This is a genomic window from Nocardia sp. NPDC051981, from assembly GCF_040680715.1.
In the GTDB taxonomy this organism is placed as follows: domain Bacteria; phylum Actinomycetota; class Actinomycetes; order Mycobacteriales; family Mycobacteriaceae; genus Nocardia.
Genome location: NZ_JBFAXK010000008.1, coordinates 14,827 through 35,754, shown reverse-complemented (window position 1 = coordinate 35,754; position 20,928 = coordinate 14,827). Strand labels below are relative to the sequence as shown.

The following is a 20,928-nucleotide window of genomic DNA, read 5'->3' as shown; positions in this document are numbered from 1 at the left end:
CTACCGTGCAGGGTGTGATCGTCGCGCTCATCGACTCCGGACTGGGGCTGCTCCCCACGGCCGCCTGGTTGCGGAAGCTGCGGCCCGATCTCGACCTGCTGCTGCTCAACGACCCCGACGGCGCGCCGTGGGGACCCAAACCCGAGCAGTGGGTCATCGACCGGGTACTGGACACCGCGCGCCTCGCCCTGGGCGAGGGCGCGGAAGTCATCGTGCTGCCCTGCAATACCGCCAGCGTGCAGGCCCTCGAACACGTCCGCACCATGGTCGGCCCCGGGGTGCCGGTCATCGGCACCGTGCCCGCCATCAAACCCGCCGCCGCGGCCTGCCGGAAGGTGGCGGTCTGGGCGACCGCGGCCACCACCGCCAGCGCCTACCAGGCCGACCTCATCGCCCGCTTCGGCGGCGACGCCGACATCACCGGTGTCGCCTGCCACGGCCTGGCCGACGCCATCGACCGCGGCGACCTCCCCGTCATCGCCGAGGCCATCGCCGACGCCGCCGCCCGCACCCCCGCCGATACCGAGGGCATCGTCCTCGGCTGCACCCACTACCCCCTCGTCCTGGACGACATCCTCACCGCCCTCCCCCCGGGCGTCCGCGTCTTCGACAGCGCCGAAGCCGTCGCCGGCCAAACCCTGCGCCGCATGGACGCCCTCGACCGCCCCACTGCGGGCGCCGGCACCGTCCGCGTACTCGCCTCCGGCCGTACCGCCCAACTCCCCACGGCCGCAGCCGCTTTCGAATCCGGCCGCCTGCTCGGCGCCACGGCCGCGGACCGGCTCACCATATCCTGACGCGCGGATCTCCGAACACGGCGAAAGGGCCGTTCCCACACCGGGAACGGCCCTTTCGCCATCCAAAACGCAAACGGCGCCGCTCCTTTCGGAGCGGCGCCGTTCGTCAGCGATTCAGAGAATCACCAGTGATTTCGGAAAATCACTTGATGATCTTGGTGACGCGACCGGCACCGACGGTGCGGCCACCCTCACGGATCGCGAAACGCAGGCCCTCGTCCATGGCGACCGGCTGGATGAGCTTGACGCTCATCTCGGTGTTGTCGCCCGGCATGACCATCTCGGTGCCCTCGGGGAGGGTCACGACGCCGGTCACGTCGGTGGTACGGAAGTAGAACTGCGGGCGGTAGTTGTTGAAGAACGGGGTGTGGCGGCCACCCTCGTCCTTCGACAGGATGTACGCCTGGCCCTCGAACTCGGTGTGCGGGGTGGTGGTGCCCGGCTTCACGACTACCTGACCACGCTCGACGTCGTCACGCTTCAGACCACGAACCAGCAGACCGACGTTGTCGCCCGCCTGGCCCTGGTCCAGCAGCTTGCGGAACATCTCGACACCGGTGATGGTGGTCTTCTGCGACTTCTCGCGGATGCCGACGATCTCGACTTCCTCGTTCACGTTGATCACACCGCGCTCGATACGACCGGTGACGACGGTGCCACGACCGGTGATCGTGAAGACGTCCTCGATCGGCATCAGGAACGGCTTGTCGGTCTCACGGACCGGGTCCGGGATCGACTCGTCGACGGCGTTCATGAGCTCCAGCACGGACTGGGTCCACTTCGGGTCGCCCTCGAGCGCCTTCAGGCCGGACACGCGCACGACGGGGGCATCCTCGTCGAACTCCTGCGAAGCCAGCAGCTCGCGGACCTCCATCTCGACGAGCTCGAGGATTTCCTCGTCGTCGACCATGTCGGACTTGTTCAGCGCGACCAGGATGTAGGGCACGCCGACCTGGCGGGCGAGCAGCACGTGCTCACGGGTCTGCGGCATCGGGCCGTCGGTGGCGGCCACGACCAGGATCGCGCCGTCCATCTGGGCGGCACCGGTGATCATGTTCTTGATGTAGTCCGCGTGACCGGGGGCGTCGACGTGCGCGTAGTGGCGCTTCTCGGTCTGGTACTCGACGTGGGAGATGTTGATCGTGATACCACGAGCCTTCTCCTCCGGCGCCTTGTCGATCTGGTCGAACGCGAACGCAGCGTTCACGTCCGGGTAGGTGTCAGCCAGCACCTTGGTGATCGCGGCAGTCAGCGTGGTCTTGCCGTGGTCGACGTGACCAATGGTGCCGATGTTGACGTGGGGCTTCGTCCGCTCGAACTTCGCCTTCGCCACTGTTGTCCTCCTGGACTAGTTAGTGCGTTGCTTTTGCAGCAGTGCGGTTTTTTCTTACAGGGGGTCGTTCAGACGACCGACTCGGGACGGATTCTCGCAAACCCGTCCCGCAGCGATTTACTCGCCGGTCGCCTTGGCGATGATCTCCTTCGACACGTTGGCCGGAACCTCCGCGTACGAATCGAACACCATCGAGAAGTTCGCTCGGCCCTGGGTCTTCGACCGCAGGTCACCGATGTAGCCGAACATCTCCGAGAGCGGAACCAGCGCCTTGACGACACGGGCACCACTGCGTTCCTCCATGGCCTGGATCTGGCCACGGCGGGAGTTCAGGTCGCCGATCACTTCGCCCATGTAATCCTCGGGCGTGGTGACCTCGACAGCCATGAGCGGCTCGAGGATCACCGGACCGGCCTTGCGGGCCGCTTCCTTGAGGGCCATCGCGCCGGCGATCTTGAACGCCATTTCCGAGGAGTCGACCTCGTGGTAGGCGCCGTCGAGCAGCGAGACCTTCATGTTGACCAGCGGGAATCCGGCGAGGACACCGTACTGCATGGCATCCTGCGCACCGGCGTCGACCGACGGGATGTACTCACGCGGAACGCGGCCACCGGTGACCTTGTTCTCGAACTCGTACGTCGCGCCGTCCTCGCCCACAAAGGGCTCCAGGCCGATGATCACGCGGGCGAACTGACCCGAGCCACCGGTCTGCTTCTTGTGGGTGTACTCGAGCTTCTCGACCTTCTTGGTGATGGTCTCGCGGTACGCCACCTGCGGCTTGCCGATGTTGGCCTCGACCTTGAACTCGCGCTTCATGCGGTCCACGTAGATGTCGAGCTGCAGCTCGCCCATACCGCCGATGACGGTCTGGCCGGTCTCCTGGTCCAGCTTCACGTTGAAGGTGGGGTCCTCCTCCGCGAACTTCTGGATCGCGACGCCCAGCTTCTCCTGGTCGGCCTTGGTCTTCGGCTCGATGGCCACCTCGATGACCGGGTCCGGGAAGGTCATGGACTCGAGCACGATCTGGTTCTGCGGATCGCACAGGGTGTCACCCGTGGTCGTGTCCTTCAGACCGATGACCGCGTAGATGTGGCCGGCCACACCCTCGGAAACCGGGTTCTCCTTGTTGGAGTGCATCTGGAACAGCTTGCCCAGACGCTCCTTCTTGCCCTTGGTCGCGTTGATGACCTGGGCGCCGGAGTCGACCTTGCCCGAGTACACGCGGACGTAGGTCAGCTTGCCGAAGAACGGGTGGGTGGCGATCTTGAACGCCAGCGCCGCGAACGGCTCGTCCGAGCTCGGCTTGCGGGTGAGGACCTCGTCCTCCTTGCCCGGCACGTGACCGTGCACGGACTCGACGTCCAGCGGGGACGGCAGGTAGTCGATGACGGCGTCGAGCATGGGCTGCACGCCCTTGTTCTTGAACGCCGAACCGCAGAGCACCGGGTAGAGCTCCGAGTTCACGGTCATCTTGCGGATGGCGCCCTTGATCTCCTCGACCGAGAGCTCCTCGCCGCCGAAGAACTTCTCCAGCAGGGCCTCATCGGACTCGGCGACGGTCTCGAGCAGCTCCTGGCGGTACTGCTCGGCGCGGTCCTTCAGATCGGCCGGGATCTCGACGACCTCGTACTGCTCACCGAGCTTGGTCTCGCCCCGCCAGACCTTGGCATTGTTCTCGACCAGGTCGACGATGCCCTCGAAGGTGTCCTCGGCGCCGATCGGCAGCTGGATGACCAGCGGCTTCGCGCCCAGGCGGTCCTTGATGGTCTGGACGGTGAAGTAGAAGTCGGCGCCCAGCTTGTCCATCTTGTTGACGAAGCAGATGCGCGGGACGTCGTACTTGTCGGCCTGTCGCCACACCTGCTCGGACTGCGGCTCGACGCCTTCCTTGCCATCGAACACCGCGACGGCGCCGTCGAGGACGCGCAGCGAGCGCTCGACCTCGACCGTGAAGTCCACGTGGCCGGGAGTGTCGATGATGTTGATCTGGTTGTCTTTCCAGAAACAGGTCGTCGCGGCCGACGTGATGGTGATGCCGCGTTCCTGCTCCTGCGCCATCCAGTCCATGGTGGCGGCGCCGTCGTGCACCTCACCGATCTTGTAAGTGATACCGGTGTAGAAGAGAATGCGTTCGGTAGTCGTCGTCTTACCGGCATCGATGTGGGCCATGATGCCGATGTTGCGGACCTTGTGCAGGTCGGTGAGCACGTCCTGTGCCACGGAAATCTTCCCCGCTCGTAGCTAGTTGGGATTCAACGGGATAGGCCTCGAGTTCTCCGAAGCCCTCGGTGTCAACGTCGGGCGCGACGCGTGGGTGCCTCGCTTGGAACAGCTCAGCTGTCGCGCCCGACATGTGACTCGTCTCCCGGCACTTCCGAACGGAGGGCCGGGCCACAGGTCACCAGCGGTAGTGCGCGAAGGCCCGGTTGGACTCGGCCATCTTGTGGGTGTCCTCGCGACGCTTCACCGAAGCGCCCAGGCCGTTGCTGGCGTCCAGCAGCTCGTTGGCCAGACGCTCGATCATGGTCTTCTCGCGACGAGCGCGGGAGTAGTTGACCAGCCAGCGCAGCGCCAGGGTGTTGGCGCGGCCGGGGCGAACCTCGACCGGCACCTGGTAGGTGGCGCCACCGACGCGGCGGGGCTTCACCTCGAGGGCGGGCTTGACGTTGTCGAGCGCGCGCTTGAGGGTGACGACCGGGTCGGTGCCGGTCTTCTCACGAGCCTGCTCAAGGGCGCCGTAGACGATGCGCTCGGCGGTGGACTTCTTGCCGTCCAGCAGGATCTTGTTGACCAGCTGCGTCACCAGGGGCGAGCCGTAGACCGGGTCGTTGATCAGGGGACGCTTGGGAGCGGGACCCTTACGCGGCATTAGCTCTTCTCCTTCTTGGCGCCGTAGCGGCTGCGGGCCTGCTTGCGGTTCTTGACACCCTGGGTGTCGAGCGAGCCGCGGATGATCTTGTAGCGCACACCCGGGAGGTCCTTCACACGACCGCCGCGGACGAGCACCATCGAGTGCTCCTGCAGGTTGTGGCCCTCACCGGGGATGTAAGCCGTGACCTCGACCGCGCTGGTCAGGCGAACACGCGCGACCTTACGCAGCGCGGAGTTCGGCTTCTTCGGGGTCGTGGTGTACACGCGGGTGCACACGCCACGACGCTGCGGGCTCCCCTTGAGGGCCGCAGTCTTGGTCTTGGCGACCTTGTCGCGGCGACCCTTGCGGACCAGCTGGTTGATGGTTGGCATAGACCGGCTTTCCTTTTAGTAACCAGGTGTCTGGAACTTCATGTCTTTGTCATTCGAGCTTTCCGCCCTGTTCTCATGGCATTTCGTCTCCACGAGGTCGGGCGTGTCGTGCACAGTTCAGAGGCCTTTTTCAAGGCATGCTGAAACGGTCAGCCGCTCTCGCTGGCCTACGTACTGCACATCAACTTGCCCGCATGCTCCGGGCACAGCGGTCCACGATACTCGTCGGCTCTTTCGGGGGCAAAAGAGGGTCCCCCCACCGGGGCTGGTAGAGCCGTTATCGAGCCAGGTTCAACGTCAACTCGACCAGCTTGCGCGCCGCATCGCAGGGGTCCGCATGCTGAGATCCGCTGCGGTAGTTGACCCACCAGCCGACGATACCGGTATCCGCGGCCGGCGCGCTCACGCCGCAGGAGTCCGGATCATTCGGACGGCGGGTTTCCACCGAGCGGCGGCCCTGCACGGTTATGTCGTTGGTCACATACTTCAGGCGGTCGTTGTTCTGCTTCTCGTTGTTGAGCGAGCCCAGCTCGTACCAGCTGAGGGTGACCATGCCGCTGCCGGCGGTGCCGCCGGTGAGGTTCCACATGCAGACCGCGCCATTGAAGGACGGCTCCACATACATGTTGTCGCCCACCGATTTCGCGATGTCGTCCTGGGCGACCACCTGGCATTCGCGCAGCAGCTTGTCGAAATTGGTGTTGATGCGCGAGGTTCCGCCGGTACTGGTTCCGGTGGTGCCGCCCGCGGGCAGCGCGCTGCCGGGGACGGTCTTGCCGCAGCCGCCCAGCGCGGCGGTCAGGGCCAGCACCGAGAGGGCGATCGCGCCGCGCACCCGCCTGGATCGACCTGACATTCCGGTCCCCCTCATCCGAGCCGCTGCACGGTCAGTTCGGCCATCTTGCGGGTGCGGTCACACGGGTTGCCGAGGTTGCCGCTGCTGAATACGCCGTAGGAGATGGACCATTCGAAGAAGTCGTCGTCCAGCTGCACCGCGAGATCGCAGACGGCGTTGCTGGGGTCGAGGGCCTGGAAGCCCTTCTTCCCGCCCACCTCGATGGTGTCCGGAGTGCGGCCCACGCTGGCGACCCACGCCTTCTCGCGATCGATGGGGCTGCCGCGGTAGGAGGCGAAAGTGACGCTGGAGGAACTGATTCCGCCGGCCTGCCAGTTGCAGCCGGTCGAGTTCTTGAAGACGGTGGTGAGGGTGCCGAGCCCACCCAGGTCGCGTACCTCGTCGTCGGTGAGGTGGCCGCATTCCCCGACGAACGGGCCCAGCGCCGCCACCTTCTGCGGCGGTTTGAACCCCGGTTCGTCGCCGGAATCGCTCTTCCCCCCACACGCCGACACCAGCAGCGCGAGGCTCAACCCCGTGACAACCGCGGACGCCATTCGCATGGACCCGACTCTACTGTGCGCAGCCAGGAGCAGCCGTTGCACGGATAGCGAAACCCCATGGTTCGCGGCGCGTCTCGGTCTGGACTGCGCTCCGCCTCCCCGCGCTTGGAGTGAACGGCCCCATAGACCGGCGCCTTGGAGGAGACCTCCAGCGCCGCGAACCCGCCCGGAGCGCAGCGGAGGGCAAATTGGAGACAGCTCAGAGGTTTCCGCGTGCCTCCTGTTCACGTTCTATCGCCTGGAAGAGCGCCTTGAAGTTGCCTTTGCCGAAGCCGAGGGAGCCGTGGCGTTCGATCAGCTCGAAGAAGACGGTGGGCCGGTCGGTGATGGGCTTGCAGAAGATCTGCAGCAGGTAGCCGTCCTCGTCGCGGTCGACCAGGATGCCGCGGCGCTGCAGTTCGGCGACCGGGACGCGGACGTGGCCGATGCGGGCGCGCAGTTCCGGGTCCTCGTAGTAGCTGTCGGGGGTGTCGAGGAATTCGATGCCCTCGCGGCGCAGCACGTCGACGGCGGCGAGGATGTCGCCGGTCGCCAGCGCGATGTGCTGGACACCGGGGCCGCGGTAGAACTCGAGGTACTCGTCGATCTGGGAGCGCTTGCGGCTGGGGGCGGGTTCATTGAGCGGGAACTTGACCCGGTGGTTGCCATTGGCCACCACCTTGCTCATCAGGGCGGAGTACTCGGTGGCGATGTCGTCGCCGACGAATTCGGCCATGTTCTCGAAACCCATGACGCGCCGGTAGAACTCGACCCATTCGTCCATACGCCCGAGTTCCACATTGCCGACCACGTGGTCGATGGCCTGGAAGATACGCCGGGGTTGCCCGGCCCGCGGGGCGTAGGCGGAGCGGCGCGGGGTGTAGCCGGGCAGGTAGGGGCCGTAGTAGCGGGAGCGGTCGACGAGAGTGTGCCGGGTGTCGCCGTAGGTGGCGATGGCGGCGGTACGGACGGTGCCGTAGTCGTCGGTCTCGTCGTGCGGTTCGACCAGCACCGTGGCGCCCTGGGCGCGGGCGCGGCGGATGCAGCGGTCCACGTCCGGGACCTCGAGCGCGATGTCCACCACCCCGTCTCCGTGCAGATCGTGGTGTGCGACAAGCGGACTGGCCGGATCCACCGCACCCTTGACGACGAATCGGGCGCCGCCGCTGCGCAGCGCGAACGCCTTGTGGTCACGATTGCCGGTTTCGGGACCCGAGTAGGCCTCCAGCCGCATGCCGAAGGCGGACTGGAGGTAGTGCGCGGTCTGGGTGGCATTGCCGACCACCCAGACGATGGCGTCCCAGCCCAGCACGGGGAACGGGTCGGCGGCGGCATCGTGGTCCACCAGGCCGACGAGGCGGCGGAGTTCGTCGTCGCCGGGCAGGTCGCCGGATCGGGCCCGAGCGAACCCGGGGCGGGCGTGGGCGCTGCCGTGGTGTCCTGCGTCGATGCTCATGTGCCCAGGAAAGGCCCAGCGGCGCGACTAGGCAATATCGCCGAATTCCACTGGACACTCTGGTGAATTGCACCACCATCTGCCGCCGGGTGCTGGACAATTTGAATAGCAGCGAACTCACGAGCGGAGGTTCCGCCATGGCCCGCACGCCCGCCCGGCTGGATGAGCTGGATCTGGCCATCCTCACCGCCATGCACGAGTACCAGAAGGCGGGCATTCTGGAACTCTCCCGCCGCACCCGGGTCGCCCGCGCCACCGTGCAGTCGCGCATCGCGCGCATGGAGGAGGCGGGGGTGATCTCCTCCTACGATCCGCAGATCGATGTCACCGCGGCCGGTTTCGATGTGCAGGCGTTCGTGACGCTGGAGATCGCGCAGGGTGCGCTGGAAGCGGTCGCCACCGGCCTCGACGCCATCCCCGGGGTGCTGGAGGCCTACGCCACCACCGGTACCGGGGATGTGCTGTGCCGGATCGGCGCGGATTCGCACGCCGGATTGCAGGCGGTCCTGCTGAGCATCGACCGGACCAGCTCGGTGGTGCGATCGCACAGCGTGGTGGTGTTGTCCACCGTCGTGCCGCAGCGCACCCTGCCGCTGCTGCGCACGCTCACCCCGTCCGGGTCGAGCAAGGCGCCGGCGTACCGCGCCGCGCACTGAGAATCCGGAACGCGTCCACGGTCAGGGGCGCAGGTCCGCTCCGGGATCGAGGATTTCGATGACGGGCTTGCGGTCCGGTTCCGAGAAGGACAGCAGGGCAGCGGCTTCCGCCTCCACCGCGGCCCGGTCGGCGCGGGACCAGCCGGCGTGCGGGCTGATCCGCAGCGACGCGGTGTCCCCCCTGGCGAACACCTTGTAGACGCCCGACAGGAAGCCGTCGATCAGGATCGGGGAGACCTGGTTGGCGAAGGCGCGCAGGGGCGGGGCATTGCCGTCGGGGACGATGCGGGTGCGGTCCTGGTGGGACAGGATGGCGTTGTCGTACCAGCCGAGCAGGCGGACGGGGGCGGGCAGGTCCGGGTCGGCGAGGGTGGCGTCGGCGGCGTCGTAGAGGGTGCGGCCGCGGTCGTCGGTGTAGGTGCGGACCCGGTCGCCGAGCTTCTCGACGGCCTTCTTCATGCCGGTGAGCTTGGACCAGGTCTGCATGTCCATGGTGGTGGCGGGGCCGAAGGCGCGCAGATAGCGCAGCAGCAGTTCCTCGAGCGGATAACCGGGGTCGAGGGATGCGCCGAGCCAGGGTTGCACGCGGGACCAGACCGGGCGGCTGCTGTCGCCCCACCGGCCGCGGGGCGGGGTCTGCAGAACGGGGAGCTGGTAGAGCCAGGCCTGCACGATCGCGCCGGTATCGCGGTCCGGGTACCGGGTGGCGGCGTGTTCGCGCAGCGTCGCGGCGGGGGTCGGCTCGTCGCCGAGTACCTCATCCCCCTGCGCGCGCACCTCCTCGGGATCCAGGCCGACCAGCGCGCCGAAGTTGAAACCCTTACGGAAGGGGATCTTTTCGAGTTCGGGCTGGATGTGCGGGGCGATGCGCAGCGCGTCGGGCGGGGTGACCAGGTGAATGGTGCCGCGCATCAGGGTGATTCGCACCAGCGACCGATCGTCGAGGGCCTTCGACACCGTCTCGGGATCGAAATCGGCTGTGCGGCTCCACAATGCGACGAACGGCGGCAGCATGTCCTGCGCCTGCAGGCCGATGAGGTGGTCACACAGCTCGTGCACGCCGAGCCCGGACCGCTCGAGCAGATGCTGACGCGCGAGCAGGGTCCGGTTCAGCACCCGGTTGGACAGCTTCACGATCGGTGACGCTACGGGAGCCGGACGCGGTGCGCGCGCGATCGCGCCGGGCGAACCGGGTCAGCGGAGGGTGACGACGACCTTGCCGGTGGCGGTGCGCTTGTCGAGGGCGGAGACCGCCTCCGCGGTGTGCGCGAGGGCGTAGAGGACGGGCTCCGGCGGGGTGATCTTGCCGTTCGCGAGCAGCGGTTCCACCTCGGCCCACTGTTCCTGCAGGTAGCCCGGGTGGGACATGACCCACTCGCCCCAGGCCGCGCCGACCACCTCGACGTTCTTGAGCAGCAGGCGGTTCACCTTGACGGTGGGGATGTCGCCCGCGGTGAAGCCGACCACCAGCAGCCGCCCGGCCGAAGCCAGCGAGCGAATGCTGTCGGTGAAGCGGTCGCCGCCGACCGGGTCGAGCACGATGTCGACGCCGCGGCCGCCGGTGAGTTCCTTGACCGCGGCCAGCCAGCCGTCGGTGAGCACCACGTCGGTGGCCCCGTTGGCCCGCGCGACCTCGGCCTTCTCCTCCGTGCTGACCACGGCGACGACGCGCCCGGCGCCCAATGCCTGCGCCATGCGCAGCGTGGAGGTGCCGATGCCGCCGGCGGCGCCGTGCACCAGCACCGTCTCCCCCGGGGCCAGGCGACCGCGGTTGCGGAGGCAGAAGTGCACGGTCAGGTCGTTGAACAGCACGCCCGCCCCGGACTCCAGCGAGACATTGTCGGGCAGTTTGAAGACCATTTCCGCCGGCGCCACCGCGACTTCCGCGGCCGCGTTGCCGAGCAGGGTCAGCGCGACCACCCGGTCGCCGGGTCGCACATGCGAGCCCTCCGGCGCCTCGCGCACGATGCCGCCGACCTCGCAGCCGACGACGTAGGGCAGCGGCGGCTTCATCTGGTACAGGCCGCGGGTCATGAGTACATCGGGGAAGGCGATCCCGGCCGCGTGCACGTCGATGACGACGCCGCCCGGATACCCCGCCGGCTCGGGAATCTCGAGAACCTCGATGGCCTCCGGGCCTTCCAGCTTGCTCACCACGGCTGCGCGCATTCTCGATCAACTCCGATCAATTCACCGGCGGATACCAGCCGAACGTAGCACCCCGCGCCTTCAGCGGACGGCTGAGAGCAACAACATCATTCGGCGGGCACGAAGGAATTCGGCCGCCGAGGCTCAGCGATGGGCGTATTCGATCATGGACTCATTGGCCGCGACCTGACCGCCGGTGGTGATGACCAGGCTGTAGGCGGTGATCCGGTACTGCGTGTCGTCGGTGGGATTGGTGACCGTGAAGCCGCCGGTGCCGTCGGGCACCGGGTCGTCGAGCTGAATGCCCGCGTTGTCGCTGATGCGGACGCCCTTGTAGTAGAAACGGCCGGTCGCGGTGCGGCATACCACCAGGCGCGATTTGTCGGTGCGGCCGATGGCCATGGCCGGGTCGCCGGCATTGCAGCGCGGCGGCTGCGCGGTGAAACCCTGTGTGTCCGTACTGGATACGGTGCCCGTGAGCGGGACCAGGGTGGTGGTCGGGACGGTCGTGCGCGCGGTGGTCATGGAGCTGTACGCCGCGGTGGTCTGCGCCGGACCGGTGACCGTCGTGACGCCGCCGGCATCGTTGCCACCGGTCCTGCCGGACAACAGTGCCCACGCGAGCACCGCGCCCAGCACCAGGACCACCCCGATGAGCGCGCCCACCAGCAGCGGCACATTGTTGCGTCCTTCGGGCGGCAACGGCAGCGGCGAGGAAGGGTGCTCACGGGGCAGGGCCGGGTTCTCGTAGGGCGCGGCCTGGTTCACGTAAGGCGCGGCTTGGTTCGCGTAGGGCCCTGCCGGGTTCGCGTACGACCCGTGGCCGGGCAGATACCCGGCCGGCCCGGCGGGAGCCCTGCGCAGGACGGTCGGTTCGTTGTTGCCCGGCCCGGCGGGGACCGGGCCGGAAACCTGGCCGTCGCGCGGGTAATCCACCGGTCCGGAAAGCTGCTGCGGTCCCGAATGGTGCACCGGGGGCTGTGTTCCCCGGGCGTAGTCCACCTGGCCCGAGGGGTGACCGGCCCCGGGGACTTCGCCGGGCCCGGCCGGACGACCGGGACGCGGGTATTCGACGGAGCTCGACGGCTGGTCGAGGTAGTTCGGCCCGGAATGCCCGGGCGGGACGGCCGGGGAGCCGATGGTCGGCGGGGCGGGCGCCACGGTGGTGCGGGTGGGCTCGCCGTGGCCGGCCCGCATCAATGCGGCCCGGGCGGCGCGGGCGAGCTGCCCGGCGGTGGCGTAGCGCCGGGTCGGATCCTTGGCCATGCCGATGGCGACCACCTGGTCCAGGCCGACCGGGACCCCGGCGCGGACGCTGGGCCGCGGCGGGGGCGTGAGCATGTGGGCCCGGATGGTGGCGAGATTGCCCTCCACCCGGAACGGCGGCCCGCCGGTCAGGCATTCGTAGAGCACGCAGGCCAGCGCGTAGATGTCGGCGCCCGGCGAGACCGAGGCATTGTGCTCGAAGCGTTCCGGGGCCATGTAGGCGAAGGAGCCGATGGCATTGCCGGTCTGGGTGAGCTGGACGTCGGACTCGGTGTGCGCGATGCCGAAATCCACCAGGTAGGCAAAGGTTTCGCCGGTGAGCAGGATATTGGCGGGTTTGACGTCGCGGTGCACGAGCCCGCCCTCGTGGGCGGCGTCGAGTGCGGCGGCCGCCTGCTCCACCACGGTGACGGCCTGCTCGGGCGCCATCGGGCCCTCGTCGTGCAGGTAGGCCTTGAGGTCGCGGCCGCGCACGAGCCGCATGTCGATGAACAGGACGCCGTCCACCTCGCCCCAGTCGTGCACCGGAATGACGTGCGGTTCCTGGAGTTTGGCGGCGGTACGGGATTCGCGGCGGAAGCGCTCGACGTAGGTGGGCTGCCGCGCCAGGTCGACATCCAGCAGTTTCACCGCGACCACCCGGTCGCGCACCGTGTCGTAGGCCTCGTAGACCTCGCCCATGCCGCCGACCCCGAGCAGCCGCCGCAACTCGTACTGCCCGAACCGCGAACCGGCCCTCGCCCCTGCGGCCACCCTGCGTCGTCCTCCCTGCCGCTGGATATACAACAGGAAGGCTACGGGCCGTGCGACGCAGTGTCATTCCCTCGATCGCGGCACAGTCGTTCCGCCGATGACCGCGACAGTGCGCGATGACCCCGTCAAGCCCCGAGCAGTGCCGTTTCCCTTTCGGCTGGACTGATCTCCACAGCCGAGAAACACTGTCGTTCCCCGAACAGAAGTACAGATGACTCGACGTGAGTGTGTCCCGCACGACCCGTAGAGTCATGTCACGGACTTCGGTCAGTAGGCACCTCACCGGTGCTTTTGGAAAGACATGCGGCACACCGTGCAGCGCGAGGAGCACCAGTGTCACTCGAAGAGCCACTCGCCCCGCTTCCCCAGGAGGGCATGGGCTTCGCTTCCGCGTGGCCCGTCCGAGCCGGCGACGTGGATCCCTATCAACGGCTGCGATTCGATGCCGTGGCCCGCTACCTCCAGGACATCGCCTGGGAGGAAATGCAATCCGGATTCTTCCATCGAACGGATCCGGCCTGGATCGTGCGGCGCACCGTGGTGGACGTGGTGCGGCCCATCCACTGGCCGGACCGGGTGGAACTGCGGCGCTGGTGTTCGGCCATGTCGACGCGGTGGACCAATATGCGGGTGCGGATCACCAGCGAGAACGGCGGCCTGATCGAGACCGAAGGGTTCTGGATCAATATCAACGAGTTCACCAATATGCCGACCCGGATCAGCGACGAGGGCCTGGCCGAGCTCGCCCGCACCACCGATCAGCACCGGCTGCGCTGGCGGCCCTGGCTCACCGACCCCACGCCGCCGGAATCGGACGTGGATCTGCCGTTCCCGGTGCGCGCCACCGATATCGACCAGTACAACCACGTGAACAACGCGGCCTACTGGCAGGCGGTGGAGCAGTACCTGGTCGACTACCCGAAGCTGGTGGCGGGGCCGCATCGCGCGGTCATCGAGTACGTGGCGCCGGTGCTGGCGCGCCAGCACATCAGCGTGCGTAGCCGGTATGAGCCGGGCGATCGGACCGAGCATCCGGCGGCGCTGCGGCTGTGGTTCGTGGTGGGCGGGGTGACGACCACGGCGGTGCGCATCGGGCCGCTGCCCAGCTGAATTCGGTGCTGCCCAGCTGAATCCGGTACCGCCCAACTGAATTCGATACTGCCCCCAACAACCGCGAAAACGGCTGTGCCCCACCCATTACAGGTGGGCCACAGCCATTGGTGCGTGCCCTGAGAGCCCTGGAGTTGGGTCTAGCCCTTGGCGGCCTTGAGGAGGTTCTCGACGCTGGTGAACTTCACGCGCGGGCGGCCAGCGGACTTGCCCGCGGTCTTCTCGGCGGCGTCGATGGCCTTCCAGCCGTCCCGGCCGATCTGGTCGGGCTGGCGCTCGGAGAGCAGGGCCTCCAGCGCGGCGCGGCCGGCTTGCGGGGCAGCGAGCTTGCCCTGGGTGAAGTCCTCGATGAGCTGGTCGACGGTCTCCTGCGAGTCCACGCGGTTGGAGCCGATGACGCCGCGCGGGCCGCGCTTGATCCAGCCGGAGACGTAGACGCCCGCAACCGGGTTGCCGGCGGCCAGGACTCGGCCCTTGTCATTGGGGATGACGCCGCGCGACTCGTCGAAGGGGACGTCCGCGACGGGCTCGCCCTTGTAGCCGATGGAGCGCAGCACCAGCGACGCCTCGACGGTGCCGGTGCGGTCCGAGGCGCGAGCCACGGTGCGGCCGTTCTCCTCGACCAGCTCGTTGTGCACGTACTCGACCGCCTCGGCCTTGCCGTCGCCGGTGATGGCGGTGGGAGAGACCAGGTAGCGGAATACGATTCGCTTGTTGTCCGGGTTGCGGGAACCGGCGGCGTATTCCTGGGCGAGGGTGTACTTGAGCTGCAGCGAGGGCTCGACCTGCGGGTCGTCCAGCTCGGCCTGCGAGGCCGGGTCCAGGACCAGGTCCTCGGGGTCGACGATGATGTCGACACCCTTCAGGTGCGTGAGCGCCAGGAACTCCGGCGAGGTGTAGGCGGCCTGCAGCGGACCGCGGCGGCCCATGACCACGACCTCTTTGATGTTGCTGCGGCGCAGCGCATCCAGGGCGTGGTCGGCGATATCGGTCTTGGCCAACTCGTCCGGGTCGACGGTGAGCACACGGGCCACGTCGAGCGCCACATTGCCGTTGCCGACGATGACCGCGCGCTCGCCGGAGAGGTCGAATTCGCGGTCGGCGAAGTCCGGGTGGCCGTTGTACCAGGCCACGAACTCGGTGGCGGAGTGGCTGCCGGGCAGGTCCTCGCCGGGGATGCCGAGGTGGCGGTCGGTGGCCGCGCCGACGGCGTAGATGACGGCGTGGTGGTGGACGAGCAGCTCCTCGTGCGAGATGTGCTTGCCGACTTCGACATTCAACCGGTACTGCAGCGCCTCGCGCCGGAAGGCCGACTCGAACAGGCCGGCCACCGATTTGGTGCCCGGGTGGTCGGGGGCGACGCCCGCGCGCACCAGGCCGTACGGGGTGGGCAGCCGGTCGAACAGCTCCACCTCGACATCGGCGCGGCGCAGCAGCTCCTCGGCGGCGTAGCAGGCGGCCGGGCCCGCGCCGACGATGGCGACCCGCAGCGTGCCCAGTTCCTTGGGCGCCCGGGACGGCGCGACCAGCGGCTCGAAGTTCGACTCCAGCGGATGCCGTTGGAAGTAGGCGGCATTGATATCGCGGAAGCGCGCCAGCGAGGCGAGCAGGTCGTCCTCGGAGAAGATCGCGTCGACCGGGCAGGCGTCGACGCAGGCGCCGCAATCGATGCAGGTGTCCGGGTCGATGTAGAGCTGCTCGGTGGTGGCGAACTCGCGTTGCTCGGGCGTGGGACGAATGCAATCGACCGGACACTCGGGTACGCAGCTGGCGTCGTTGCAACAACGCTGCGTGATCACATAGGCCATATCTCGCAGATCCTCGAAACTGTCGCGTGTAATACTCCGCTCGGGCTCGAGCAGGGTCGGTAGAACACGTTCTAATATAGGCGGCGTTCCATCGGGTGTCGGCACTGCGATGTGTCGCCACCTTCAGTGTGCCTCGAGTGTGAGCACTGTCTCACGTCGGCACCGGCGCGCGCCGCTGTGAGACCGGTCTCCCGGGCGCACTCGAGGCCCCCTACCGTAATGCCTATGGTGCGGACTCTCATCCTGATGCGGCACGGCAAATCCGGATACCCCGAGGGCGTGCAGGACCACGAGCGGCCCCTGGCCCCGCGCGGGCGGCGCGAGGCGGCGCTGGCGGGTGACTGGCTGCGCGCCACCCAGCCGGAGATCGACGCTGTCCTCTGTTCCACTTCGACGCGAACGCGGGAGACCCTGGCAGCCACCGGCATCACCGCGCCGGTGACGTTCGAGAGCTCGATCTACGAGGCGTCCCCGCACATCATCATCGAGATGCTGCAACTCACCGACGATGCCGTGGAAACCCTGCTGGTCATCGGCCATTCCCCCGGAATGCCCTGGACGGCATGGGAATTGGCGGCCAACCGGCATTCCGGCCCGGCCGGGGAGATGAGCGCGAAATTCCCCACCTCGGCGCTGGCGGTCATCGAGTTCGACCGCCCTTGGGCAGCCGCCGACCCGGGCACGGGTGAACTGGTGCGATTCCACGTGCCGCGGTAGGCCCGGCTCCCTCGGCAGGGCCGGGCTCAGCCGAGTAGCTTGCCCTTCCACACCACGACACCGCCGAAGATCAGCAGGAGCAGCAGCGCCGGCCAGAAGCCGAGCAGCCACCACACCACGCCCAGCACCGCCACCACGGGCAGCGCGGCAATGGCCGTGATCACCGGTTGTTCCTTGGCCGTCTCCAGGGCCGAGCGGGCCCTGATCCGATCCACGTCTTTTCCAGCCATGACCCCAGGGTAGGCGCGAAACGGGCCGGTCGAGCCGCACATCGAAACTTCGCGCACCACGCCCTCGACATCGCACGCCCGTAGGCTTGCTTGGAGTGCACTCCAACCCATTAACGTCGTGGATGGTTCGGCAGGAAGGGGCGAGACCGATGAGCGCAGCACCGGTACAACAGCGCAATCCGGCACCGCAGGACACCGTGGAGCACGAACGGCCGCGATATTCGATCGGCGAGGTCTCCGATCGGTGCGGCCTGACCCGGGACACCCTGCGCTGGTACGAGCGCATCGGCCTGATGGACTACGTGGGCCGCGACCACTCCGGCCAGCGCCGGTTCAGCGATCGGGATCTGGGCTGGCTGGCATTCATCGGGAAGCTGCGGCGCACGGGCATGTCGGTGGCCGACATGGTCAAGTACGCGGAGCTGGTGCGGGCCGGGGAGCACACCTATCCGGAGCGGCTCGAGATGTTCCGGCGAACGCGCGCCGAAGTGCTCGCCCAGATCGAGGAACTGCAATCCACCCTGGTGGTCCTGGACTACAAGATCGAGCTCTACGGCGGCGGACAGACGTGTGATCCGCCGGTCGGGTCGAACGGCGCTGCCCGGGTCGGGTCGAACGGCGCTGCCCGCCAAGGGAACTGAGCGCCGGCTCCGCCGGGATCAGCCGATCTGGATGGAGCGCTTGGCCATTCCGTACCAGAAGCCGTCGATGGCGGTGTGCTGCGTGGCCAGTTCGTCCGCGCCCGCGCCGAGGGTCACGAACAGCGGCGCGAAATGCTCGGTGCGCGGGTGGGCGCGGCGAGCATCGGGGGCGGTGTGCTCGAAGTCCAGCAGGGCATCGATGTCGCCGGCGGCCAGTGCCTCGTCACCCCAGTGGTCGAATTCCCGGGACCAGCCGGGCGCGAAGTCGGCCGGCATGGAGAAGTTCGCCTCACGCAGGTTGTGTGTGAAGAAGCCGCTGCCGAGGATGAGGACGCCCTCGTCACGCAGTGGGGTGAGACGGCGGCCCAGGTCGTAGAGGCCGGCCGGATCGAGGGTCGGCAGGGACAGCTGCAGGACCGGGATGTCGGCATCGGGGTACATCTCGACGAGCGGCACGTACGCACCGTGGTCGAGGCCGCGGGTCGGCGCCTCGTGCACCGGCTGCCCTGGACGGCCCAGCAGCGCACGGACTTTCGCGGCCAGGTCCGGCGCACCAGGGGCGGCGTAGCGGACCCGGTAGTAGTGCTCGGGGAAGCCCCAGAAGTCGTAGAGCAGCGGCACGGTGGTGGTCGCGCCGAGGGTGACGGGCGCGTCTTCCCAGTGCGCGGAGACCACCAGAATGGCGGTGGGCCGGGGCAGTTCGGCCGACCAGGCGGCGAGCTGGCCGGGCCAGATCGGGTCGTCGGCCAGGGGCGGTGCGCCGTGGCTCAGGTAGAGCACCGGCATGCGGTCGGTCCGCTCGTGAGTCACGGCCTGGGACATGGGATTCCTTTCGGTCTCAGCCACGGAGCTGGATGGTCGGCTCAGCCGACGAGCCGGATGGTGTGCCCGGTGTGCTCGGCCTTGGCGCGCAGGTAGCGCAGGTTGTCGGGGGTGGCGTGGACGCCGGTGGGGACGGTATCGCGCACCGTCACGCCGAGCGCGGTCAGCTGGCGGACCTTGTCGGGGTTGTTGGTGAGCAGGTCGAGTTCGCCGACGCCGAGGGCGGTCAGCATCTGGGCGGCCGCGGTGTAGTCGCGGGCGTCCTCGTCGAAGCCGAGTTCGGTATTGGCCTGGTAGGTGTCCAGGCCCGAGTCCTGCAGCGCGTAAGCGTCGAGCTTGTTGTAGAGGCCGATGTCGCGGCCCTCCTGACGCAGGTAGAGCAGGAGGCCGCCGGCGCCGGAGATGAGCTCGACGGCCTCGCGCAGCTGCGGTCCGCAATCGCAGCGGGCGGAGCCGAAGACGTCGCCGGTGAGGCATTCGGAGTGCAACCGCACCAGCGGCGTGGCCGGCCCGTCCGGTCCGAGGTCGGGTTCACCGAGGACGAGGGCGACGTGCTCGCGGCCGTCGGCGAGGCCGTCGAAGGTGACCGCCTGTGCGGTCGTCGAGTAGCCGTCGGCGAAGGTCAGCGGAATCCGCACGCGGGTGCGGACGCTTGCGCCGACGAAGGTGCTGCTCATGATTGCTCCTGAGGCCAGTGACCAGTTCGTTCAAATTTGAACCGCAGGGGGCCGGAGGTTATTCCAACCCGAACAACCGGCTGTAACCTGGGCAGATGAGTCCACGCTGGCTGAACGAGGAGGAACGGGCGGCCTGGCTGGCCTTCCTGAGCGCCTCCAGCCTGCTGGAACGCCGACTCGGCAGACAGCTCGAGCGGGACTCCGGACTCTCCCACCTGCAATACGAGATCCTGGTCCGCCTCGCCGCCGCCCCCGACGGCGAACTGCGCATGACCGAACTGGCCTCGACCCTGCTCAACTCCAAGAGCAAGCTCACCTACCAGATCGACCAGCTGGAGAAGGCGGGCCTGGTGACCCGCCGCAACTGCCGCACCGATCTGCGCGCGGTCTACGCCCGCCTCACCGACACCGGACGCGAGCGCCTCGAGCAGGCCGCCCCGGGCCACGTCGAGACGGTGCGCGAATTCTTCGTCGACGCCTTCACTCCCGAGCAATTGGCCGCTGTGGCAGCGGGTTTCACCGAGGTCAGCCGCCGTCTCCGGGAAGAAACCGCGTAACCGTTCCGAGTCGACTCAGGACGCCTCGGCCACACCGGGATTCGGGTCGTAGGGCGCGGCCAGGACCGCGTCCCGCTGCCGGGCCAGCAGCATGCGGCGCTGGGTCAGCTCGGCGATCTGGTCGTCGAGGCGATCCAGGCCGTCGCTCACCACCTGCCGGGAGTGATCACAGTGCTGGAAGCCGGATTCGGTGGCGCAGGGCAGCAGTTCCCGGATATCGCGGGTGGGCAGTCCGGCGTCGAGGAGTTCGCGGATGCGGGCGACCCGATCCGGGGCGGTCGCCGGGTAGCTGCGGTAGCCGTTCGAATCCCGGTGCGGGACAAGCAGTCCCTGCTCCTCGTAGTAGCGCAGCAGCCGGGCGGGCACCCCGGTGGCCCGGGACAGTTCGCCGATCAGCACTGTGACCTCCCGCACATCGCGTTGACCTTCACACCCATGTGAATCCCTAACGTCGCCGCCATGACGAACATTTCTCCCGAAAGCCCGGTCCTCACCACGCAGGTCTCCGGTTCCGGCCCCGCCATCGTGCTGGCCCACGGCGGAGGCGGCGGCATCGACGCCAACTTCGGCGGCCTGATTCCCCTGCTCGCCACCGATCACCTGGTCATCGGTTCCGATTACCCGGCCGACGACACTCCACTCACCCTGGACTCCCTCGCCGACGCCCTGGTCGCCGAGGCGGCGGCTCGCGGGGCCGAGACCTTTTCGATCGTCGCCTTCTCCCTCGGCACCGCGGTGGCCATCCGGGCGGCGGTGCGGCATCCGGAGCGGGTGCACGGGCTGGTGCTCACCGGCGGCTTCGCCCGGCCCGACAATCGGTCGCGGCTGAACATCCAACTGTGGCAGCGCGCCCTGGCCGCCGGGGACCGCGAATCCTTCGCGCGGTTCGCCCTGCTCGCCGGGTTCAGCGCGGACTTCGTGAATGCCCTTCCCGAAGAGCAGCTTTCGGAGATCCTGGCGCGGACCGCCGCGAACATCCCCGGCGGCACCGCCGCGCAGGCGGCGCTGATCGAGCACACCGACGTGCGCGCCGACCTGCCGCAGGTGGCGGTGCCGACGCTGGTCATCGGGCTCGCCGGCGATCTGCTCTGCGATCCGGCCAACGCCCGCGAGCAGGCCGCCGGGATTCCGGGGGCCGAGTACACCGAGCTTCCGGGCGGGCATGTCGTGATGGTGGAGCAGCCCGATGCCTGGCACGCGGCCGTCCTCGACTTCTTCGCCCGCCAGCGGGCGGCCGCGGCACGCTGAGTTCACGCGGAAGACCCTGGTGAGTTCACGCGGAAGACCCTGGTCTGAAACGCCAATTTTCAGACCAGAAGGCACGGTTCACATTCTCG

22 protein-coding genes are annotated in these 20,928 nt (G+C 68.1%); 7 read left to right on the top strand and 15 right to left on the bottom strand.

All coding sequences use genetic code 11. The features are described 5' to 3' along the window. The first annotated feature begins 14 nt into the window (after window positions 1-14). Window positions 15-797 (top strand): aspartate/glutamate racemase family protein, encoded by a 783-nt coding sequence (locus tag AB0L60_RS16865; RefSeq protein WP_364614112.1) that lies wholly within the window; start codon window positions 15-17, stop codon window positions 795-797. A 142-nt stretch (window positions 798-939) separates the two neighbouring features. On the opposite strand, the gene tuf is transcribed toward AB0L60_RS16865, so the two are convergent. The 7 genes from tuf to hppD form a co-directional block, all read right to left on the bottom strand. Next, the gene (gene tuf / locus AB0L60_RS16860) at window positions 940-2,130 is read right to left on the bottom strand and encodes an elongation factor Tu (RefSeq protein ID WP_354836484.1); all 1,191 of its coding nucleotides are present in this window, start codon (window positions 2,128-2,130) and stop codon (window positions 940-942) included. A gap of 117 nt (window positions 2,131-2,247) precedes the next feature. Continuing rightward, window positions 2,248-4,350 carry an elongation factor G gene (gene fusA / locus AB0L60_RS16855; RefSeq protein WP_364614108.1) on the bottom strand — a complete coding sequence of 701 codons (2,103 nt, stop codon included), beginning with the start codon at window positions 4,348-4,350 and terminating at the stop codon, window positions 2,248-2,250. Window positions 4,351-4,528: 178 nt separating this feature from the next. After that, window positions 4,529-4,999 carry a 30S ribosomal protein S7 gene (gene rpsG / locus AB0L60_RS16850; RefSeq protein ID WP_030517120.1) on the bottom strand — a complete coding sequence of 157 codons (471 nt, stop codon included), beginning with the start codon at window positions 4,997-4,999 and terminating at the stop codon, window positions 4,529-4,531. Next, window positions 4,999-5,373, bottom strand: a complete 375-nt coding sequence (gene rpsL / locus AB0L60_RS16845; RefSeq protein WP_014353064.1) for a 30S ribosomal protein S12 — start codon at window positions 5,371-5,373, stop codon at window positions 4,999-5,001. Before rpsL ends, rpsG begins: the two co-directional genes overlap by 1 nt. 277 nt (window positions 5,374-5,650) lie before the next feature. Continuing rightward, window positions 5,651-6,229: a DUF3558 domain-containing protein gene (locus AB0L60_RS16840; RefSeq protein ID WP_364614104.1), complete on the bottom strand. Its 579-nt coding sequence runs from the start codon at window positions 6,227-6,229 to the stop codon at window positions 5,651-5,653. A gap of 11 nt (window positions 6,230-6,240) precedes the next feature. Continuing rightward, window positions 6,241-6,771, bottom strand: a complete 531-nt coding sequence (locus tag AB0L60_RS16835) for a DUF3558 domain-containing protein (RefSeq protein ID WP_354836491.1) — start codon at window positions 6,769-6,771, stop codon at window positions 6,241-6,243. Window positions 6,772-6,970: 199 nt separating this feature from the next. Continuing rightward, window positions 6,971-8,206 (bottom strand): 4-hydroxyphenylpyruvate dioxygenase, encoded by a 1,236-nt coding sequence (hppD, locus tag AB0L60_RS16830; protein WP_364614100.1) that lies wholly within the window; start codon window positions 8,204-8,206, stop codon window positions 6,971-6,973. 137 nt (window positions 8,207-8,343) lie between these two features. Here hppD and AB0L60_RS16825 point away from each other — a divergent pair, with 137 nt between their 5' ends. Then, complete coding sequence (locus AB0L60_RS16825; RefSeq protein ID WP_364614097.1) at window positions 8,344-8,862, top strand: Lrp/AsnC ligand binding domain-containing protein; 519 nt, start codon at window positions 8,344-8,346, stop codon at window positions 8,860-8,862. Window positions 8,863-8,883: 21 nt separating this feature from the next. On the opposite strand, the gene AB0L60_RS16820 is transcribed toward AB0L60_RS16825, so the two are convergent. From AB0L60_RS16820 to AB0L60_RS16810, 3 genes are all read right to left on the bottom strand, one after another. Then, window positions 8,884-9,996: a winged helix DNA-binding domain-containing protein gene (locus AB0L60_RS16820; RefSeq protein ID WP_364614094.1), complete on the bottom strand. Its 1,113-nt coding sequence runs from the start codon at window positions 9,994-9,996 to the stop codon at window positions 8,884-8,886. Between the two features lie 60 nt (window positions 9,997-10,056). Continuing rightward, window positions 10,057-11,031, bottom strand: a complete 975-nt coding sequence (locus AB0L60_RS16815; RefSeq protein ID WP_354836499.1) for an NADPH:quinone oxidoreductase family protein — start codon at window positions 11,029-11,031, stop codon at window positions 10,057-10,059. A 123-nt stretch (window positions 11,032-11,154) separates the two neighbouring features. Continuing rightward, entirely contained in the window at window positions 11,155-13,029 is a 1,875-nt protein-coding gene (locus AB0L60_RS16810; RefSeq protein WP_364614090.1) for a protein kinase, read from the bottom strand. A gap of 333 nt (window positions 13,030-13,362) precedes the next feature. Between AB0L60_RS16810 and AB0L60_RS16805 the strand changes: the two genes are divergently transcribed. Further along, complete coding sequence (locus tag AB0L60_RS16805) at window positions 13,363-14,139, top strand: acyl-ACP thioesterase domain-containing protein (protein WP_364614087.1); 777 nt, start codon at window positions 13,363-13,365, stop codon at window positions 14,137-14,139. Window positions 14,140-14,279: 140 nt separating this feature from the next. On the opposite strand, the gene AB0L60_RS16800 is transcribed toward AB0L60_RS16805, so the two are convergent. Then, window positions 14,280-15,947: an FAD-dependent oxidoreductase gene (locus tag AB0L60_RS16800; protein ID WP_364614084.1), complete on the bottom strand. Its 1,668-nt coding sequence runs from the start codon at window positions 15,945-15,947 to the stop codon at window positions 14,280-14,282. 225 nt (window positions 15,948-16,172) lie between these two features. Here AB0L60_RS16800 and AB0L60_RS16795 point away from each other — a divergent pair, with 225 nt between their 5' ends. Next, the gene (locus AB0L60_RS16795; RefSeq protein ID WP_364614081.1) at window positions 16,173-16,664 is read left to right on the top strand and encodes a histidine phosphatase family protein; all 492 of its coding nucleotides are present in this window, start codon (window positions 16,173-16,175) and stop codon (window positions 16,662-16,664) included. 26 nt (window positions 16,665-16,690) lie between these two features. Here the strand turns inward: AB0L60_RS16795 and AB0L60_RS16790 are convergent, their stop codons facing one another. Then, entirely contained in the window at window positions 16,691-16,894 is a 204-nt protein-coding gene (locus tag AB0L60_RS16790) for a hypothetical protein (protein WP_354836509.1), read from the bottom strand. Window positions 16,895-17,043: 149 nt separating this feature from the next. Here AB0L60_RS16790 and AB0L60_RS16785 point away from each other — a divergent pair, with 149 nt between their 5' ends. Beyond that, window positions 17,044-17,535: a MerR family transcriptional regulator gene (locus AB0L60_RS16785; protein WP_364614077.1), complete on the top strand. Its 492-nt coding sequence runs from the start codon at window positions 17,044-17,046 to the stop codon at window positions 17,533-17,535. An 18-nt stretch (window positions 17,536-17,553) separates the two neighbouring features. Here AB0L60_RS16785 and AB0L60_RS16780 read toward each other — a convergent pair whose 3' ends face one another. Both AB0L60_RS16780 and ribA read right to left on the bottom strand, forming a co-directional pair. Further along, window positions 17,554-18,357, bottom strand: a complete 804-nt coding sequence (locus AB0L60_RS16780; RefSeq protein ID WP_364614074.1) for a class III extradiol ring-cleavage dioxygenase — start codon at window positions 18,355-18,357, stop codon at window positions 17,554-17,556. 41 nt (window positions 18,358-18,398) lie between these two features. Beyond that, window positions 18,399-19,034, bottom strand: a complete 636-nt coding sequence (ribA, locus tag AB0L60_RS16775) for a GTP cyclohydrolase II (RefSeq protein WP_364614071.1) — start codon at window positions 19,032-19,034, stop codon at window positions 18,399-18,401. A 95-nt stretch (window positions 19,035-19,129) separates the two neighbouring features. Here ribA and AB0L60_RS16770 point away from each other — a divergent pair, with 95 nt between their 5' ends. Continuing rightward, window positions 19,130-19,591 carry a MarR family transcriptional regulator gene (locus AB0L60_RS16770; protein ID WP_364614068.1) on the top strand — a complete coding sequence of 154 codons (462 nt, stop codon included), beginning with the start codon at window positions 19,130-19,132 and terminating at the stop codon, window positions 19,589-19,591. 15 nt (window positions 19,592-19,606) lie between these two features. Here the strand turns inward: AB0L60_RS16770 and AB0L60_RS16765 are convergent, their stop codons facing one another. Then, window positions 19,607-20,005 (bottom strand): MerR family transcriptional regulator, encoded by a 399-nt coding sequence (locus AB0L60_RS16765; protein WP_364614065.1) that lies wholly within the window; start codon window positions 20,003-20,005, stop codon window positions 19,607-19,609. A gap of 45 nt (window positions 20,006-20,050) precedes the next feature. Here AB0L60_RS16765 and AB0L60_RS16760 point away from each other — a divergent pair, with 45 nt between their 5' ends. Further along, a complete protein-coding gene (locus AB0L60_RS16760; RefSeq protein ID WP_364614062.1) occupies window positions 20,051-20,839 on the top strand; it encodes an alpha/beta hydrolase in 789 nt (262 codons plus the stop codon). Window positions 20,840-20,928 lie beyond the last annotated feature (89 nt).

What these genes read in the sequence shown, in the direction of transcription:
- rpsG (WP_030517120.1), bottom strand. Translation starts at nt 4,999, where the DNA reads ATGCCGCGTAAGGGTCCCGCTCCCAAGCGTCCCCTGATCAACGACCCG.
- rpsL (WP_014353064.1), bottom strand. Translation starts at nt 5,373, where the DNA reads ATGCCAACCATCAACCAGCTGGTCCGCAAGGGTCGCCGCGACAAGGTC.
- AB0L60_RS16840 (WP_364614104.1), bottom strand. Translation starts at nt 6,229, where the DNA reads ATGTCAGGTCGATCCAGGCGGGTGCGCGGCGCGATCGCCCTCTCGGTG.
- AB0L60_RS16835 (WP_354836491.1), bottom strand. Translation starts at nt 6,771, where the DNA reads ATGCGAATGGCGTCCGCGGTTGTCACGGGGTTGAGCCTCGCGCTGCTG.
- hppD (WP_364614100.1), bottom strand. Translation starts at nt 8,206, where the DNA reads ATGAGCATCGACGCAGGACACCACGGCAGCGCCCACGCCCGCCCCGGG.
- AB0L60_RS16825 (WP_364614097.1), top strand. Translation starts at nt 8,344, where the DNA reads ATGGCCCGCACGCCCGCCCGGCTGGATGAGCTGGATCTGGCCATCCTC.
- AB0L60_RS16815 (WP_354836499.1), bottom strand. Translation starts at nt 11,031, where the DNA reads ATGCGCGCAGCCGTGGTGAGCAAGCTGGAAGGCCCGGAGGCCATCGAG.
- AB0L60_RS16800 (WP_364614084.1), bottom strand. Translation starts at nt 15,947, where the DNA reads ATGGCCTATGTGATCACGCAGCGTTGTTGCAACGACGCCAGCTGCGTA.
- AB0L60_RS16795 (WP_364614081.1), top strand. Translation starts at nt 16,173, where the DNA reads ATGGTGCGGACTCTCATCCTGATGCGGCACGGCAAATCCGGATACCCC.
- AB0L60_RS16790 (WP_354836509.1), bottom strand. Translation starts at nt 16,894, where the DNA reads ATGGCTGGAAAAGACGTGGATCGGATCAGGGCCCGCTCGGCCCTGGAG.
- AB0L60_RS16785 (WP_364614077.1), top strand. Translation starts at nt 17,044, where the DNA reads ATGAGCGCAGCACCGGTACAACAGCGCAATCCGGCACCGCAGGACACC.
- AB0L60_RS16780 (WP_364614074.1), bottom strand. Translation starts at nt 18,357, where the DNA reads ATGTCCCAGGCCGTGACTCACGAGCGGACCGACCGCATGCCGGTGCTC.
- ribA (WP_364614071.1), bottom strand. Translation starts at nt 19,034, where the DNA reads ATGAGCAGCACCTTCGTCGGCGCAAGCGTCCGCACCCGCGTGCGGATT.
- AB0L60_RS16770 (WP_364614068.1), top strand. Translation starts at nt 19,130, where the DNA reads ATGAGTCCACGCTGGCTGAACGAGGAGGAACGGGCGGCCTGGCTGGCC.
- AB0L60_RS16760 (WP_364614062.1), top strand. Translation starts at nt 20,051, where the DNA reads ATGACGAACATTTCTCCCGAAAGCCCGGTCCTCACCACGCAGGTCTCC.